27 protein-coding genes are annotated in these 15,544 nt (G+C 63.4%); all 27 read left to right on the forward strand.

Features of this window, described 5'->3' with window-relative positions; genetic code table 11:
* Positions 1-14: 14 nt before the first annotated feature.
* The gene (gene tuf, locus EJ074_RS02415) at positions 15-1,190 is read left to right on the forward strand and encodes an elongation factor Tu (RefSeq protein WP_095805843.1); all 1,176 of its coding nucleotides are present in this window, start codon (positions 15-17) and stop codon (positions 1,188-1,190) included.
* Between the two features lie 65 nt (positions 1,191-1,255).
* Positions 1,256-1,564: a 30S ribosomal protein S10 gene (rpsJ, locus tag EJ074_RS02420; protein ID WP_006205468.1), complete on the forward strand. Its 309-nt coding sequence runs from the start codon at positions 1,256-1,258 to the stop codon at positions 1,562-1,564.
* A gap of 93 nt (positions 1,565-1,657) precedes the next feature.
* Positions 1,658-2,377: a 50S ribosomal protein L3 gene (rplC, locus tag EJ074_RS02425; protein ID WP_095807488.1), complete on the forward strand. Its 720-nt coding sequence runs from the start codon at positions 1,658-1,660 to the stop codon at positions 2,375-2,377.
* Positions 2,377-2,997, forward strand: coding sequence for a 50S ribosomal protein L4 (rplD, locus tag EJ074_RS02430; protein ID WP_095807487.1), 621 nt, complete (start codon positions 2,377-2,379; stop codon positions 2,995-2,997). The genes rplC and rplD overlap by 1 nt, the downstream gene beginning before the upstream one ends.
* Complete coding sequence (locus EJ074_RS02435) at positions 2,994-3,287, forward strand: 50S ribosomal protein L23 (RefSeq protein ID WP_040983033.1); 294 nt, start codon at positions 2,994-2,996, stop codon at positions 3,285-3,287. Before rplD ends, EJ074_RS02435 begins: the two co-directional genes overlap by 4 nt.
* Positions 3,288-3,309: 22 nt before the next feature.
* A complete protein-coding gene (rplB, locus tag EJ074_RS02440; RefSeq protein ID WP_095807486.1) occupies positions 3,310-4,143 on the forward strand; it encodes a 50S ribosomal protein L2 in 834 nt (277 codons plus the stop codon).
* Positions 4,144-4,159: 16 nt separating this feature from the next.
* Positions 4,160-4,438, forward strand: a complete 279-nt coding sequence (gene rpsS / locus EJ074_RS02445) for a 30S ribosomal protein S19 (RefSeq protein ID WP_006205463.1) — start codon at positions 4,160-4,162, stop codon at positions 4,436-4,438.
* Positions 4,439-4,440: 2 nt separating this feature from the next.
* Positions 4,441-4,830: a 50S ribosomal protein L22 gene (gene rplV, locus EJ074_RS02450; protein ID WP_010909277.1), complete on the forward strand. Its 390-nt coding sequence runs from the start codon at positions 4,441-4,443 to the stop codon at positions 4,828-4,830.
* Complete coding sequence (gene rpsC, locus EJ074_RS02455) at positions 4,830-5,552, forward strand: 30S ribosomal protein S3 (RefSeq protein WP_095807485.1); 723 nt, start codon at positions 4,830-4,832, stop codon at positions 5,550-5,552. The genes rplV and rpsC overlap by 1 nt, the downstream gene beginning before the upstream one ends.
* A 27-nt stretch (positions 5,553-5,579) precedes the next feature.
* Entirely contained in the window at positions 5,580-5,993 is a 414-nt protein-coding gene (gene rplP, locus EJ074_RS02460) for a 50S ribosomal protein L16 (RefSeq protein WP_040994621.1), read from the forward strand.
* A 14-nt stretch (positions 5,994-6,007) separates the two neighbouring features.
* Entirely contained in the window at positions 6,008-6,208 is a 201-nt protein-coding gene (gene rpmC, locus EJ074_RS02465; RefSeq protein WP_095807484.1) for a 50S ribosomal protein L29, read from the forward strand.
* A gap of 4 nt (positions 6,209-6,212) precedes the next feature.
* Positions 6,213-6,452 (forward strand): 30S ribosomal protein S17, encoded by a 240-nt coding sequence (gene rpsQ / locus EJ074_RS02470; protein WP_059188492.1) that lies wholly within the window; start codon positions 6,213-6,215, stop codon positions 6,450-6,452.
* Positions 6,453-6,534: 82 nt separating this feature from the next.
* Positions 6,535-6,903, forward strand: coding sequence for a 50S ribosomal protein L14 (rplN, locus tag EJ074_RS02475; protein ID WP_006205457.1), 369 nt, complete (start codon positions 6,535-6,537; stop codon positions 6,901-6,903).
* Between the two features lie 12 nt (positions 6,904-6,915).
* Positions 6,916-7,230, forward strand: a complete 315-nt coding sequence (rplX, locus tag EJ074_RS02480) for a 50S ribosomal protein L24 (protein WP_095807483.1) — start codon at positions 6,916-6,918, stop codon at positions 7,228-7,230.
* Positions 7,223-7,801, forward strand: a complete 579-nt coding sequence (rplE, locus tag EJ074_RS02485; RefSeq protein WP_095807482.1) for a 50S ribosomal protein L5 — start codon at positions 7,223-7,225, stop codon at positions 7,799-7,801. The genes rplX and rplE overlap by 8 nt, the downstream gene beginning before the upstream one ends.
* Before the next feature lie 26 nt (positions 7,802-7,827).
* Positions 7,828-8,133: a 30S ribosomal protein S14 gene (gene rpsN, locus EJ074_RS02490; RefSeq protein ID WP_095807481.1), complete on the forward strand. Its 306-nt coding sequence runs from the start codon at positions 7,828-7,830 to the stop codon at positions 8,131-8,133.
* Positions 8,134-8,146: 13 nt separating this feature from the next.
* Positions 8,147-8,545, forward strand: coding sequence for a 30S ribosomal protein S8 (gene rpsH / locus EJ074_RS02495; RefSeq protein ID WP_059188496.1), 399 nt, complete (start codon positions 8,147-8,149; stop codon positions 8,543-8,545).
* 113 nt (positions 8,546-8,658) lie between these two features.
* Positions 8,659-9,192, forward strand: a complete 534-nt coding sequence (gene rplF, locus EJ074_RS02500; protein ID WP_095807480.1) for a 50S ribosomal protein L6 — start codon at positions 8,659-8,661, stop codon at positions 9,190-9,192.
* Positions 9,193-9,321: 129 nt separating this feature from the next.
* Entirely contained in the window at positions 9,322-9,684 is a 363-nt protein-coding gene (gene rplR / locus EJ074_RS02505) for a 50S ribosomal protein L18 (protein ID WP_095807479.1), read from the forward strand.
* A 153-nt stretch (positions 9,685-9,837) separates the two neighbouring features.
* Positions 9,838-10,407, forward strand: a complete 570-nt coding sequence (gene rpsE / locus EJ074_RS02510) for a 30S ribosomal protein S5 (RefSeq protein WP_095807478.1) — start codon at positions 9,838-9,840, stop codon at positions 10,405-10,407.
* A gap of 25 nt (positions 10,408-10,432) precedes the next feature.
* On the forward strand, positions 10,433-10,630 hold the full coding sequence (gene rpmD, locus EJ074_RS02515) for a 50S ribosomal protein L30 (RefSeq protein WP_095807477.1): 198 nt from the start codon (positions 10,433-10,435) through the stop codon (positions 10,628-10,630).
* A 22-nt stretch (positions 10,631-10,652) separates the two neighbouring features.
* Entirely contained in the window at positions 10,653-11,126 is a 474-nt protein-coding gene (rplO, locus tag EJ074_RS02520) for a 50S ribosomal protein L15 (RefSeq protein ID WP_095807476.1), read from the forward strand.
* A gap of 243 nt (positions 11,127-11,369) precedes the next feature.
* Positions 11,370-12,710: a preprotein translocase subunit SecY gene (secY, locus tag EJ074_RS02525; RefSeq protein WP_095807475.1), complete on the forward strand. Its 1,341-nt coding sequence runs from the start codon at positions 11,370-11,372 to the stop codon at positions 12,708-12,710.
* Entirely contained in the window at positions 12,707-13,315 is a 609-nt protein-coding gene (locus tag EJ074_RS02530) for an adenylate kinase (protein WP_129552753.1), read from the forward strand. Before secY ends, EJ074_RS02530 begins: the two co-directional genes overlap by 4 nt.
* A gap of 189 nt (positions 13,316-13,504) precedes the next feature.
* Positions 13,505-13,873 carry a 30S ribosomal protein S13 gene (gene rpsM / locus EJ074_RS02535; RefSeq protein ID WP_024924780.1) on the forward strand — a complete coding sequence of 123 codons (369 nt, stop codon included), beginning with the start codon at positions 13,505-13,507 and terminating at the stop codon, positions 13,871-13,873.
* A gap of 156 nt (positions 13,874-14,029) precedes the next feature.
* On the forward strand, positions 14,030-14,419 hold the full coding sequence (gene rpsK / locus EJ074_RS02540; RefSeq protein WP_006205444.1) for a 30S ribosomal protein S11: 390 nt from the start codon (positions 14,030-14,032) through the stop codon (positions 14,417-14,419).
* Positions 14,420-14,518: 99 nt separating this feature from the next.
* Positions 14,519-15,529, forward strand: a complete 1,011-nt coding sequence (locus tag EJ074_RS02545) for a DNA-directed RNA polymerase subunit alpha (RefSeq protein ID WP_059188661.1) — start codon at positions 14,519-14,521, stop codon at positions 15,527-15,529.
* Positions 15,530-15,544 lie beyond the last annotated feature (15 nt).

Raw genomic sequence — 15,544 nt, forward strand, 5'->3', positions numbered from 1 at the left:
GACGGAGAAATACAGTGGCAAAAGGTAAATTCGAGCGCACCAAGCCGCATGTGAACATTGGCACGATCGGCCACGTCGATCACGGCAAGACGTCGCTGACGGCGGCGATCACCAAGTATTTTGGCGAATACAAGCGCTATGACCAGATCGACGCGGCGCCGGAAGAGAAGGCGCGCGGCATCACGATTTCGACCGCGCACGTCGAGTACGAGACGGCCAACCGGCACTATGCCCACGTCGACTGCCCCGGCCACGCCGACTATGTGAAGAACATGATCACCGGCGCCGCGCAGATGGACGGCGCGATCCTGGTGGTGTCGGCCGCCGACGGCCCGATGCCGCAGACGCGCGAGCACATCCTGCTCGCCCGCCAGGTCGGCGTGCCGTCGATCGTGGTGTTCCTGAACAAGGTCGACCAGGTCGACGACGCCGAGCTTCTGGAGCTGGTCGAGCTCGAGGTGCGCGAGCTGCTGACCAAGAACGAGTTCCCCGGCGACGACATTCCGATCGTCAAGGGCTCGGCGCTGGCGGCGCTGGAAGACTCCAACAAGACCATCGGCGAGGACGCCATCCGCGAGCTGATGGCGCAGGTCGACGCCTACATCCCGACGCCGGTGCGTCCGCTGGACAAGCCGTTCCTGATGCCGATCGAGGACGTGTTCTCGATCTCGGGCCGCGGCACCGTGGTGACCGGCCGCGTCGAGCGCGGCGTGGTCAAGGTCGGCGAGGAGCTGGAGATCGTCGGCATCCGGCCGACCACCAAGACGACCTGCACGGGCGTGGAAATGTTCCGCAAGCTGCTCGACCAGGGCCAGGCCGGCGACAACATCGGCGCGCTGCTGCGCGGCGTCGACCGCGAGGGCGTCGAGCGCGGCCAGGTCCTGGCCAAGCCGGGCTCGGTCAAGCCGCACAAGAAGTTCGTGGCCGAGGCCTACATCCTGACCAAGGACGAGGGCGGCCGCCACACGCCGTTCTTCACCAACTACCGTCCGCAGTTCTACTTCCGCACCACGGACGTGACCGGCATCGTGACGCTGCCGGCCGGCACCGAGATGGTGATGCCCGGCGACAACATCACCGTCGACGTCGAGCTGATCGTGCCGATCGCGATGGAAGAGAAGCTGCGCTTCGCCATCCGTGAAGGCGGCCGCACCGTCGGTGCCGGCATCGTCGTCACCATCAAAGAGTAATTGGACCGAAACGATCTGTCGCGGGCGCGGGATGCCCGCGCCGCGCCAGAACAAGGAATTGACGCATGAACGGACAGAATATCCGCATCCGCCTTAAGGCGTTTGATCACCGGGTGCTCGACGCCTCGACGCGCGAAATCGTGTCGACCGCCAAGCGCACCGGCGCCAACGTCCGTGGCCCCATTCCGCTGCCGACGCGGATCGAAAAGTTCACGGTCAACCGGTCGCCTCACGTCGACAAGAAGAGCCGCGAGCAGTTCGAGATGCGCACCCACAAGCGGCTGCTCGACATCGTCGACCCGACCCCGCAGACGGTCGATGCTCTGATGAAGCTCGATCTGGCCGCCGGTGTCGACGTCGAGATCAAGCTCTAAGGAACAAGAGGGCGGGGCGACCCGGAACTCTGAAGGAACAAGAGGCGTGGAGGGGCGCTAGCCCCGACAGGGAACTCTAAAGGAATTGAACCGATGCGTTCAGGTGTGATTGCAAAGAAGGTGGGAATGACCCGCATCTACAACGATGCCGGGGAACATGTTCCCGTCACTGTTCTCCAGATGGAGAACTGCCAGGTCGTGGCGCAGCGCACGCAGGAGAAGAACGGCTACACCGCCGTCCAGCTCGGCGTTGGCCTTGCCAAGGTGAAGAACACGTCGAAGGCGATGCGCGGCCATTTCGCTGCCGCCTCCGTCGAGCCGAAGGCGAAGCTCGCCGAGTTCCGCGTCTCCGCCGACAACATGATCGACGTCGGCGCCGAGCTGACCGTCGAGCATTTCGTCGCCGGCCAGAAGGTCGACGTGACGGGCACCTCGACCGGCAAGGGTTTCCAGGGCGTGATCAAGCGGCACAACATGGGTGGCGGCCGCGCCACGCACGGTAACTCGGTTTCGCACCGCACGCACGGTTCGACCGGTCAGCGCCAGGACCCCGGCAAGGTGTTCAAGGGCAAGAAGATGGCCGGCCACATGGGCGACGTCCGCGTCACCACGCAGAATGTCGAGGTCGTCTCGACCGATGCCGACCGCGGCCTGATCCTGATCCGCGGCGCCGTTCCTGGCGTCAAGGGCGCCTGGATCCTGGTCCGCGACGCGGCCAAGGTTGCGCTGCCCGCCAACGCACCGAAGCCTGCCGCAATCCGCGCTGCCGCTGTCGCCAAGAACGACGCCCCGGCCACCGAGGGAGCTGAATAATGGACCTCAAGATTACAACGCTCGGCGGCAAGGACGCCGGCAAGGTGAAACTCTCCGAGGAGATTTTCGGCCTTGACCCGCGCGAGGACATCCTGCAGCGCGTCGTGCGCTGGCAGCTCGCCAAGAAGCAGCAGGGCACGCACAAGGCCAAGGGCCGCGCCGAGATCGCGCGCACCGGCGCCAAGATGTACAAGCAGAAGGGTACCGGCCGCGCCCGTCACCATTCGGCTCGCGCTCCGCAGTTCCGCGGCGGCGGCAAGGCGCACGGCCCGGTCGTGCGCAGCCATGAGCACGACCTGCCGAAGAAGGTGCGTGCGCTGGGCTTGAAGCATGCTCTCTCGGCCAAAGCCAAGAGCGCTTCGATCATCATCGTCGACGAGCTGAAGCTGGCCGAGGCCAAGACGAAAGCGCTGGCCGCGAGCCTGGAGACGCTGGGGCTGACCAATGCCCTGGTGATCGGCGGCGCCGAGCTCGACCAGAACTTCAAGCTGGCGGCGACCAACATTCCGAACATCGACGTGCTGCCGATCCAGGGCATCAACGTCTACGACATTCTGCGCCGCGGCACGCTGGTCCTTTCGAAGGCCGCCGTCGAGGCTCTCGAGGAGCGCTTCAAATGACCGACCTTCGTCACTACGACGTGATCGTCTCGCCGGCGATCACCGAAAAGTCGACCATGGCTTCCGAGCAGAACCAGGTCGTCTTCAACGTCGCCAAGAAGGCGTCGAAGCCGGAAATCAAGGCCGCCGTCGAAGCTCTCTTCGGCGTCAAGGTGACGGCCGTGAACACGCTCGTCCGCAAGGGCAAGATCAAGCGCTTCCGCGGCACGGTTGGCCGCCAGGGCGACGTCAAGAAGGCGGTTGTGACGCTGGCCGACGGCCAGTCGATCGACGTCGCGACGGGTCTCTGAGCAAGGCCGCGAGGACAGGACAATGGCACTCAAGAAATTCAACCCGGTGACGCCGAGCACCCGCCAGCTGGTCATCGTCGACCGCTCGGGCCTCTACAAGGGCAAGCCCGTCAAGGGCCTGACCGAAGGCCTGACCAAGTCGGGCGGCCGAAACAACTACGGCCGCATCACGGCCCGCTTCATCGGCGGCGGTCACAAGCGCTCGTACCGCATCATCGACTTCAAGCGTAAGAAGTTCGACATCGTCGGCACGGTGGAGCGTATCGAATACGATCCGAACCGGACCGCCTTCATCGCGCTGATCAAGTATGACGATGGCGAGCTGTCCTACATCCTGGCGCCGCAGCGTCTTGCCGCCGGCGACAAGATCGTGGCCGGCGAAGCCGTCGACGTGAAGCCGGGCAATGCGATGCCGCTGGCCTCGATGCCGGTCGGCACGATCGTCCACAACATCGAGCTGAAGCCGGGCAAGGGCGGCCAGGTCGCCCGTTCGGCGGGCGGTTACGCCCAGCTCGTCGGCCGCGACCAGGGCATGGCGATCCTGCGCCTGAACTCGGGCGAGCAGCGCATCGTGCACGGTTCGTGCATGGCCACCGTCGGCGCCGTGTCGAACCCCGACCACGGCAACATCAACGACGGCAAGGCCGGCCGTACGGTGTGGCGCGGCAAGCGCCCGCACAATCGCGGCGTGGCCATGAACCCGGTCGATCATCCTCACGGCGGCGGTGAAGGCCGCACCTCGGGTGGCCGCCATCCGGTTTCGCCCTGGGGCAAGCCGACCAAGGGCAAGAAGACGCGGTCCAACAAGGCGACCGACAAGTTCATCGTGCGCTCGCGCCATCAGCGCAAGAGCTAAGAAGAGGTAACGCCAAGTGACTCGTTCGATTTGGAAAGGCCCCTTCATCGACGGCTACCTTCTCAAGAAGGTGGACAAGGTTCGTGAAGGCGGTCGCAATGAGGTGATCAAGATGTGGAGCCGCCGCTCCACCATCCTGCCGCAGTTCGTCGGCTTCACCTTCGGTGTCTACAACGGCCAGAAGCATGTTCCCGTCTCCGTGAACGAGGACATGGTCGGCCACAAGTTCGGTGAATTCGCTCCGACCCGGACCTACTACGGTCACGGCGCGGATAAGAAGGCGAAGAGGAAATAATCATGGGCAAGGCCAAAGCTCCGCGCAGGCTTGCTGACAACGAAGCGCGCGCCGTGCTGCGCACGATCCGTATCAGCCCGCAGAAGCTGAACCTGGTTGCCGCGCTGATCCGCGGCAAGAAGGTCGCGACAGCGCTTTCCGACCTCGAATTCTCGGCCAAGCGGATTTCCGGCACGGTCAAGAAGACGCTGGAGTCGGCGATCGCCAACGCGGAAAACAACCACGACCTCGACGTCGACGCGCTGGTGGTGGCGGAAGCCTATGTCGGCAAGTCGATCGTCATGAAGCGGTTCCACGCTCGTGGCCGTGGTCGCGCCAGCCGTATCGAAAAGCCGTTCTCGCACCTCACGATCGTCGTTCGTGAAGTCGAGGAAAAAGGGGAGGCCGCATAATGGGCCAGAAAGTCAATCCGATCGGGCTGCGTCTCGGCATCAACCGCACCTGGGATTCGCGCTGGTTCGCGAACACCGGCGAATACGGCCAGCTGCTGCATGAGGACATCAAGATCCGCAACTATCTTGAGAAGGAGCTCAAGCAGGCCGCGATCTCCAAGGTCGTGATCGAGCGCCCGCACAAGAAGTGCCGCGTCACCATCCATGCCGCGCGTCCGGGCCTGATCATCGGCAAGAAGGGCGCCGACATCGAGAAGCTTCGCAAGAAGCTGATGGAGATGACGAAGTCGGAGACGCACCTCAACATCGTTGAGGTGCGCAAGCCGGAAATCGACGCCACGCTGATCGCGCAGTCGATCGCGCAGCAGCTGGAGCGCCGCATCGCGTTCCGCCGCGCCATGAAGCGCGCCGTGCAGTCGGCCATGCGCCTCGGCGCCGAGGGCATCCGCATCAACTGTTCGGGCCGTCTCGGCGGCGCCGAAATCGCCCGCATGGAGTGGTACCGCGAAGGCCGCGTGCCGCTGCACACGCTGCGCGCCGATGTCGACTACGGCACGGCCGAGGCGAACACTGCCTACGGCATCTGCGGCGTCAAGGTGTGGGTGTTCAAGGGCGAGATCCTCGAGCACGACCCGATGGCTTCGGAACGCCGCGCCACGGAAGGCGATCATGGCGGTCCGTCGGGCGAGCGCGAGCGCGGTCGTCGTCGCGAGAACGCCTGAGACATTTGAGAATTTGGAGTTAGAACGATGCTGCAGCCAAAGCGCACAAAGTTCCGCAAGCAGTTCAAGGGCCGTATCCACGGTGCCGCCAAGGGCGGCACCAATCTGGATTTCGGCGGTTTCGGACTGAAGGCGCTTGAGCCGAACCGCGTCACCGCGCGTGAGATCGAGGCGGCCCGCCGCGCGATCACCCGCGAGATGAAGCGCGCCGGCCGCGTCTGGATCCGGGTGTTCCCGGATCTGCCGGTCACCTCGAAGCCGACCGAAGTCCGCATGGGTAAGGGCAAGGGCGGCGTCGACTACTGGGCGGCGCGCGTCAAGCCTGGCCGCATCATGTTCGAGATCGACGGCGTCAGCGAAGAGACCGCGCGTGAGGCGCTGCGTCTCGGTGCCGCCAAGCTCTCGGTCAAGACGCGCTTCGTACAGCGCATCGCAGAATAAGGACGGGCTGAACCATGAAAGCCGAAGACATCCGGACCAAGACCCAGGATCAGCTGACCGACGATCTGGCCAGCCTGAAGAAGGAGCAGTTCAATCTGCGCTTCCAGAAGGCCACCGGCCAGCTCGAGAAGACCGCGCGCGTGAAGCAGGTCCGCAGGGACATCGCGCGCATCAAGACCATCGCCGCGGAAAAAGCCGCGGCCAAGAAGGGTTAAGACCATGCCAAAGCGCATCCTGCAGGGCACCGTCGTCAGCGACAAGAACGAGAAGACGGTCGTCGTCAAGGTCGAGCGGCGCTTCACGCATCCCGTGATGAAGAAGACCGTGCGCCTGACCAAGAAGTACAAGGCGCATGACGAGAACAACGCCCACAAGGTCGGCGACCAGGTGTTCATCCAGGAATCGAAGCCGATTTCCAAGGACAAGCGCTGGATCGTCGTCACTTCGGATCAGGCTTGATCCGGGCGAACGAAACGAATTTTGGACAGACCGGGGAGGGGCTTCGAGCCCGTCCCGTTAGAAAAGAAGAAGGCGGCCAGTCATGATTCAGATGCAAACAAACCTCGACGTCGCGGATAATTCCGGCGCTCGTCGTGTCATGTGCATCAAGGTGCTGGGCGGCTCGAAGCGGAAGTATGCCTCCGTCGGCGACATCATCGTGGTGTCGATCAAGGAAGCCATCCCGCGCGGCCGCGTTAAGAAGGGCGATGTTATGAAGGCGGTCGTGGTTCGCACGGCCAAGGACATCCGCCGCCCGGACGGCAGCGTGATCCGTTTCGACAAGAACGCGGCCGTTCTCGTCGACAATAAGAAAGAGCCGATCGGCACGCGTATCTTCGGGCCGGTTCCGCGCGAGCTTCGCGCCAAGAACCACATGAAGATCATCTCGCTCGCGCCTGAAGTGCTGTAAGGAGCCGGACCAATGCAGAAGATCAGAAAAGGCGACAAGGTCGTCGTGCTTGCCGGCAAGGACAAGGGCCGCTCGGGCGAAGTCCTGTCGGTGCAGCCGAAGGAAGACACCGCGGTCGTTCGCGGCGTGAACCTCATTCGCCGTCACCAGAAGCAGACCCAGTCCCAAGAGGGCGGGATCATCACCAAGGAAGCGCCGATCCACCTGTCGAACATCGCGCTGGCCGATCCCAAGGACGGCAAGCCGACCCGCGTCGGTTTCGCCATCCAGAAGGACGGCAAGAAGGTGCGCGTCGCCAAGCGTTCGGGAGAAGTCATCAATGGCTAAGGCTGAAACCAAGCAGGCAGCTGCCAAGAACGAGCCGCGCCTCAAGAAGGTCTACAACGAGACCATCCGCAAGGCGCTGCAGGAGCAGTTCGGCTACGACAACGACATGCAGGTTCCGCGCATCGACAAGATCGTGCTGAACATGGGTGTCGGCGAGGCGACCGGCGATTCCAAGAAGCCTTCGGTCGCGGCCGAAGACCTAGCGCTGATTGCCGGCCAGAAGGCCGTGGTCACCCGCGCCCGCAACTCGATTGCCGGCTTCAAGGTGCGCGAGAACATGCCGATCGGCGCCAAGGTCACGCTGCGCAAGGAACGCATGTACGAGTTCCTCGACCGCCTCGTGAACATCGCGCTGCCGCGCGTCCGCGACTTCCGCGGGCTGAACCCGAAGAGCTTTGACGGCCGTGGCAACTACGCCATGGGCATCAAGGAACACATCGTGTTCCCGGAGATCAATTACGACAAGGTTGATCAGGTCTGGGGCATGGACGTCATCGTTTGTACGACGGCGAAGACGGACGACGAGGCCAGGGCGTTGCTCAAGGCCTTCAACTTCCCCTTCCGCCAGTAACGGCAGCGAAAAAGGAAAAATCTGAAATGGCAAAGACCAGCTCAGTCGAGAAGAACAACAGGCGCCGCAAGCTTGCCGGCCAGTTCGCCGCCAAGCGCAACGCGCTCAAGGCCATCGTCATGGATCAGTCCAAGCCGATGGAAGAACGGTTCCGTGCCCAGTTGAAGCTTTCGGCGCTGCCGCGCAACTCGGCCAAGATCCGCATCCGCAACCGCTGCGAAGTCACCGGCCGTCCGCGCGCCTACTATCGCAAGCTCAAGCTTTCGCGTATCGCGCTTCGCGATCTGGGCAACACCGGCCAGATCCCGGGCCTGGTCAAGTCGAGCTGGTAAGGAGGACATTGAGATGTCATTGAGCGATCCTCTCGGCGATATGCTGACCCGCATCCGCAACGCCTACGGCCGCAAGAAGTCGAGCGTCTCGACCCCGGCCTCGCGGCTGCGCGCCCGCGTCCTCGAAGTGCTGAAGTCGGAAGGCTATATCCGCGACTACAGCCAGACCGACTTCGACAACGGCAAGTCGGAAATCGAGATCGAGCTGAAGTATTTCGATGGCGCGCCGGTCGTGCGCGAGATCGAGCGCGTCTCGAAGCCTGGCCGCCGCGTCTACGTCTCGGCCAAGTCGATCCCGCAGGTCGCCAACGGCCTCGGCATCGCCATCCTGTCGACGCCGAAGGGCGTGATGGCCGACCATGAGGCACGCGAGCAGAATGTCGGCGGCGAAATTCTCTGCCAGATTTTCTAAGGGTGGATGGTCGATGGTGAATAGTGAATGGTGAAACTGCACGGGACTGTGACCGCGCCATTCTCCACTTCACCATTCAGCATTCACAGCAGTTAAGGAAAGAGGAGACAACAATGTCTCGTATCGGAAAGAAACCCGTTTCGCTGCCGCAGGGCGTGACCGCGACCGTTGCCGGCCAGACCGTGACGGCGAAGGGCCCCAAGGGCGAGCTGAAATTCGTGGTCAACGACGAAGTGCTGGTCAAGCTGGAGAACAACGAGATCTCCGTTGAGCCGCGCGACCAGACCAAGGCCGCCCGCTCCAAGTGGGGCATGTCGCGCACGCAGATCGTCAACATCCTGCAGGGCGTGAAGGACGGCTTCGAGAAGAAGCTCGAGATCACCGGCGTCGGCTATCGTGCCGCCATGCAGGGCAAGAACCTGCAGCTGGCGCTCGGCTTCAGCCACGACGTGGTCTATGAGACGCCGCAGGGCATCACGATCGCGGTGCCGAAGCCGACTGAAATCACGATCACCGGCATCGACAAGCAGCAGGTCGGCCAGGTCGCCGCCGAGATCCGCGAATATCGCGGCCCGGAGCCCTACAAGGGCAAGGGCGTGCGCTATGCCAACGAGCGGATCGTCCGCAAGGAAGGCAAGAAGAAGTAGTAGGCTTGGCCCCGAAAAGTTGCAGACTTTTCGCAAAGGACCAAGTGCAACGCCGCGGGGAGCGGCCGCGGGAGGCCTGGCCTACCGCACAAGGTTGCCCCCGTTTTTTGAAGGCAAGGAACTGACATCATGGCAAGCCCGAAAGAAACCACCCAACGCCGCGCGCAGCGCGTGCGCCGCCAGTTGAAGAAGGTCGCCGGCGAGCGCCCGCGGCTTTCGGTGCACCGCACCTCGAAGAATATCTACGTCCAGGTCATCGACGACGCCAAGGGCCACACGCTGGCTGCCGCCTCCACCCTGGAGAAGGACCTCAAGGGTTCGCTCAAGACCGGCGCCGACACTGCCGCCGCTGCCGCGGTGGGCAAGCTGATCGCCGAGCGTGCGACGAAGGCTGGTGTCAAGGAAGTCGTCTTCGACCGTGGCGCCTATATCTATCACGGCCGCGTCAAGGCGCTGGCCGAGGCCGCCCGCGAGGGTGGTCTGAGCTTCTAAGCTTGCTCCTGGTCCGGGAGGTCAGCGCAGCGAAAGTTGCTGACTTTTCGGACCAGATCATGCAAAGGGGCAATGAATTTCGCCGCCGGCGACCCACAAGAGGCGCCGGCATTTCAGCAACCCGTGCTTCCGGAAAAGAACAAGGACTAGGATATGGCACAGGAACGTAGAGAAGGCGGCCGCGGCCGCGAGCGTGAGCGCGAAGAGCGTGACGACGGCATGGTGGACAAGCTCGTCCACATCAACCGCGTCGCCAAGGTGGTGAAGGGCGGCCGTCGCTTCGGTTTTGCCGCTCTCGTCGTCGTCGGCGACCAGAAGGGCCGCGTCGGTTTCGGCCACGGCAAGGCACGCGAAGTGCCGGAGGCGATCCGCAAGGCGACCGAGTCGGCCAAGCGCGACATGATTTTCGTGCCGCTGCGCTCGGGCCGCACGCTGCATCACGACGTCGAGGGCCGCTGGGGCGCCGGACGCGTGCTGTTGCGCGCCGCCAAGCAGGGTACCGGCATCATCGCGGGTGGCCCGATGCGCGCCGTCTTCGAGACGCTCGGCATGCATGACGTGGTCGCCAAGTCGATGGGTTCGTCGAACCCGTACAACATGGTTCGCGCCACCTTCGACGCGCTAAAGAGCCAGATGCATCCCAAGGATGTGGCTGCCGCGCGCGGCATCAAGTACTCGACCCTTCAGGCTCGCCGCGGCACTGCCGTGGCGACCGAAGAATAGTCGACGCTGACCAGGGATTTCGACCATGGCCAAGAAAGCTACCAAAACCATCACCGTCAAGCAGATCGGTTCGCCGATCCGCCGGCCGAAGGAACAGCGTGCGACGCTGGTCGGCCTCGGGCTCAACAAGATGCACAAGCAGCGCACCCTGGAAGACACTCCTTCCGTGCGCGGCATGATCGCTGCCGTCCAGCATCTCGTCCGCGTCGTGGACGAGGGCTGAGCAGAAGCGCAGGAGAACGAAGATGAAACTCAACGATCTGCGTGACAAGGACGGCGCCACGCATTCCAAGAAGCGCCTCGGCCGCGGCATCGGCTCCGGCTCGGGCAAGACCGCCGGTCGCGGCGTCAAGGGCCAGAAGGCTCGCTCCGGTGTCGCCATCAACGGCTTCGAGGGTGGCCAGATGCCGCTCTACCGGCGCCTGCCGAAGCGCGGCTTCAACAACCTGTTCGGCAAGAGCTTCACCGTCGTGTCGCTCGCCCGCATCCAGGCTGCCGTCGACGCCAAGAAGCTCGACGCCAAGGCGACTGTGACGGCCGAGGCTCTGATTGCCGCCGGCGTCATCCGCCGCGCCAAGGACGGCGTGCGCGTGCTGTCTGACGGCGAGCTGAAGGCCAAGCTTTCCTTCGACGTCGCCGGCGCCTCCAAGGCCGCGATCGAGAAGATCGAGAAGGCCGGCGGTTCGGTGAAGCTGCCGGAAGCGGCCGCCGCCGAGTAACGGCGAATTGAAGCGCGGCCGACACGGATGAATTGCCGTCGAGCCGCGTTTTGATCTGATCAATTGAGCGGCCGCGTCAACGCGGCCGCTTGCATGTTTACGGTCTGGAGCTTATCTCGTCAGCATCGGCGACAGGCGCCGCCTGAGCTGCGGGCATCGAGCGGCAAAGAAATCAAAGAAGTAGAGCATTGTCCGAAAACCGCTTCACACTTTTCGGCATCATGCTCTAGCGGAGAATCAGGCATGGCTTCGGCTGCTGAACAACTAGCCTCGAATCTGAATTTTGCGGCCTTCGCCAAAGCCGAGGATCTGAAGAAACGCATCTGGTTCACCGTGGGCGCGCTGCTCGTCTACCGCCTCGGCACCTACATCCCGCTTCCCGGCATCAATCCCGACGCGTTTGCCCAGGCCTTCTCCTCGCAGAGCAAGGGCGTGCTCGGCATGTTCAACATGTTCGCCGGCGGCGCCGTGCAGCGCATGGCGATCTTCGCGCTCGGCATCATGCCCTACATTTCCGCCTCCATCATCATGCAGCTCATGACCTCGGTCATCCCGTCGCTTGAGGCGCTGAAGAAGGAGGGCGAGCAGGGCCGCAAGATCATCAACCAGTACACGCGCTACGGCACCGTGCTGCTGGCTCTGGTGCAGGCTTACGGCATCTCGATCGGCCTCGAGGGCGGCAACGGCATCGTCAACGATCCCGGCATGTTCTTTCGCATCTCGACCGTCGTTACGCTGGTCGGCGGCACCATGTTCCTGATGTGGCTCGGCGAGCAGATCACCGCGCGCGGCATCGGCAACGGCATTTCGCTGATCATCTTCTCCGGCATCGTCGCCGGCCTGCCGCGGGCGATCTCCGGCACGCTGGAACTTGGCCGCACCGGCGCGCTGTCGACAAGCCTGATCCTGGCGATCATCGTGCTCGCCATCGTGGTGATCGGGCTGATCGTGTTCTTCGAGCGCGCGCAGCGCCGGCTGCTGATCCAGTATCCGAAGCGTCAGGTCGGCAACCGGATGTTCCAGGGCGATACCTCGCACCTGCCGCTGAAGCTCAACACCTCGGGCGTCATCCCGCCGATCTTCGCGTCGTCACTGCTGCTTCTGCCAGCGACCGTCGCCGGTTTCTCGCAGACGACCAACCTGCCCACCTGGGCTAGCGCGATCCTCGCCTCGCTCGGCCATGGCCAGCCGCTTTACATGGCCTTCTACGCTGCGATGATCGTCTTCTTCGCTTTCTTCTACACGGCGATCGTCTTCAACCCGAAGGACACGGCCGACCAGTTGAAGAAGCATTCGGGCTTCATTCCGGGCTATCGTCCGGGCGAACGCACTGCGGAATATATCGATTACGTTCTGACGCGTATCACCGTCATCGGCGCCATCTACCTGGTGCTGGTGTGTCTGCTGCCCGAGTTCCTGATTTCGGCGACTGGCGTACCTTTCTACCTCGGTGGCACATCGCTTCTGATCGTGGTCAGTGTCACGCTCGACACGGTGGCGCAGATTCAGGGTCACCTGATCGCGCACCAGTATGAGGGGCTGATCAAGAAGTCGAAGTTGCGCGGGGGAAAGAGGAGCAGATGAGGCTGATATTGCTTGGACCGCCAGGGGCGGGCAAGGGGACGCAAGCACAGAGACTGGTAGACAATCACGGCATCCCCCAGCTTTCCACGGGTGACATGCTGCGTGCCGCCGTCCAGGCCGGAACTGAAGTCGGCAAGCGGGCAAAGGCGGTGATGGATGCCGGTGAACTGGTGTCGGATGCCATCGTCAACGCCATCGTCGCCGAACGGATCGACCAGCCCGACTGCGCCAGGGGGTTCATCCTCGACGGTTATCCGCGCACGCTGGTGCAGGCGGACGCGGTCGACGCCATGCTCGCCGAGCGCGGGATCGCACTGGATACCGTCATCGAGCTCGTCGTTGACGACAAGGCGCTGGTCGGCCGAATCGTGAAACGGGCCGAGGACGCCAAGGCCGCCGGCCAGCCGGTGCGCAAGGACGACAACCCGGCGGTGTTCGAGGAGCGCCTGCGGGAGTATTACAAGAAGACCGCCCCGCTGACCGGCTACTACTACGCCAAGCGCAAGCTGAAAGGCGTTGACGGCATGGCCAGCATCGACGCGGTGACCGCGGAGATCGAAGCGGTTCTTGCGGCGACCGTGAAGGAGGCCGCCGCGGCGAACTGAAGATTGCGCTTGACTGCAGGGGTTCGCTGGGGTATGGCGGCCCGTCTTCCTATCAGGCATGAACTTTGCTTGCCCGCAAGGGCAGGGCAGCCGCTTTGAACCAGGAAACTCCCGCAAGGGCCGGCCTCCACCGGACGCGGGGAACTTAGACAGCGCCGGCGCGTCCGGCCCAAATGGAGATGAGAGAAGATGGCTCGTATAGCCGGCGTCAACATTCCGACCAACAAGCGCGTCGTCATCGCGCTTCAGTACATTCACGGCATTGGCAAGAAGTTCGCCCAGGAGATCGTCGACAAGGTCGGCATCCCGGCCGAGCGGCGCGTCAACCAGCTGACCGACGCGGAAGTGCTGCAGATCCGCGAGACGATCGACCGCGACTATCAGGTCGAAGGCGACCTGCGCCGCGAAGTCTCGATGAACATCAAGCGGCTGATGGACCTCGGCTGCTATCGCGGCCTGCGTCATCGCCGCTCGCTGCCGGTCCGCGGCCAGCGCACGCACACCAATGCGCGCACCCGCAAGGGCCCGGCCAAGGCGATCGCCGGCAAGAAGAAGTAATTGGGGGAATAAGGGAGTAGGGGAGTAAGGCAGTAGGGAATAGTCCGAAAATCGGATCGTTTGTTCCCTGCTCCCTTACTTCCCTATTCCCCTACTCCCTTACCAGGTGGAGCCGCTGGCATTACGGCGGTGTAGAGATCAACTGAAAGGACTACCATGGCCAAGGAAGCCGCTCGTGTTCGCCGTCGCGAACGCAAGAACATCTCGTCGGGCGTTGCCCACGTCAATTCGACCTTCAACAACACGATGATCACCATCACCGACGCGCAGGGCAATTCGATTGCCTGGTCGTCGGCCGGCGCCCAGGGCTTCAAGGGTTCGCGCAAGTCGACCCCGTTCGCTGCCCAGATGGCGGCCGAAGACGTTGCGAAGAAGGCGCAGGAGCACGGCATGCGCATGCTCGAGGTCGAGGTCTGCGGACCCGGCTCCGGTCGCGAATCGGCGTTGCGCGCACTGCAGGCTGCCGGCTTCACCATCACCTCGATCCGTGACGTGACGCCAATCCCGCACAATGGCTGCCGCCCGCGCAAGAAGCGCCGCGTCTAAGAAATTACCGAACGCCGCGCGAGCGCTTGGGCGCAGCCGCGGTTTTTCCAGGCTGCCCGCCACGATTGGATGGTGGCGGGTCAAAGGAAGGAAGACACCATGATCCAGAAAAACTGGCAGGAACTGATCAAGCCGAACAAGATCGAGTTTTCGTCGAAGAAGAAGACGCTGACCACGCTGGTCGCCGAGCCGCTCGAGCGCGGCTTCGGCCTCACCCTCGGCAACGCGCTGCGGCGCGTGCTTCTGTCTTCGCTGCGCGGCGCGGCCGTCACCGCCGTGCAGATCGACGGCGTCCTGCATGAATTCTCGTCCATCGCCGGTGTGCGCGAGGACGTGACCGACATCGTGCTCAACATCAAGGAAATCGCCATCCGCATGGAAGGCGACGGTCCCAAGCGCATGGTCGTGCGCAAGCAGGGCCCCGGCGCGGTGCTCGCGGGCGACATCCAGACCGTCGGCGACGTCGAGATCCTCAACCCCGACCACGTGATCTGCACGCTGGACGAGGGCGCCGAGATCCGCATGGAGTTCACCGTCGACACCGGCAAGGGCTATGTGCCGGCCGAACGCAATCGCGCCGAGGACGCGCCGATCGGCCTGATCCCGGTCGATAGCCTCTACTCGCCGGTAAAGAAGGTCTCCTACAAGGTCGAGAACACCCGCGAGGGCCAGGTTCTCGACTATGACAAGCTGACCATGACCATCGAGACCGACGGTTCGATCTCGGGCGAAGACGCGGTGGCTTTCGCTGCCCGCATCCTGCAGGACCAGCTCAGCCTGTTCGTCAACTTCGACGAGCCGCAGAAGGAAGTCGCCACCGAGGCGGTCACCGAGCTCGCCTTCAACCCGGCGCTGCTCAAGAAGGTCGACGAGCTCGAGCTTTCGGTGCGTTCGGCCAACTGCCTGAAGAACGACAACATCGTCTATATCGGCGACCTGATCCAGAAGACCGAAGCCGAGATGCTGCGCACCCCGAACTTCGGCCGCAAGTCGCTGAACGAGATCAAGGAAGTGCTGGCGGCAATGGGCCTGCATCTCGGCATGGAAGTGCCGGACTGGCCGCCGGAAAACATCGAAGACCTCGCCAAGCGTTACGAAGATCAATACTGAGCGGTGAATTGAGAA

The sequence above is a fragment of the Mesorhizobium sp. M3A.F.Ca.ET.080.04.2.1 genome, assembly GCF_003952525.1.
Lineage (GTDB): Bacteria > Pseudomonadota > Alphaproteobacteria > Rhizobiales > Rhizobiaceae > Mesorhizobium.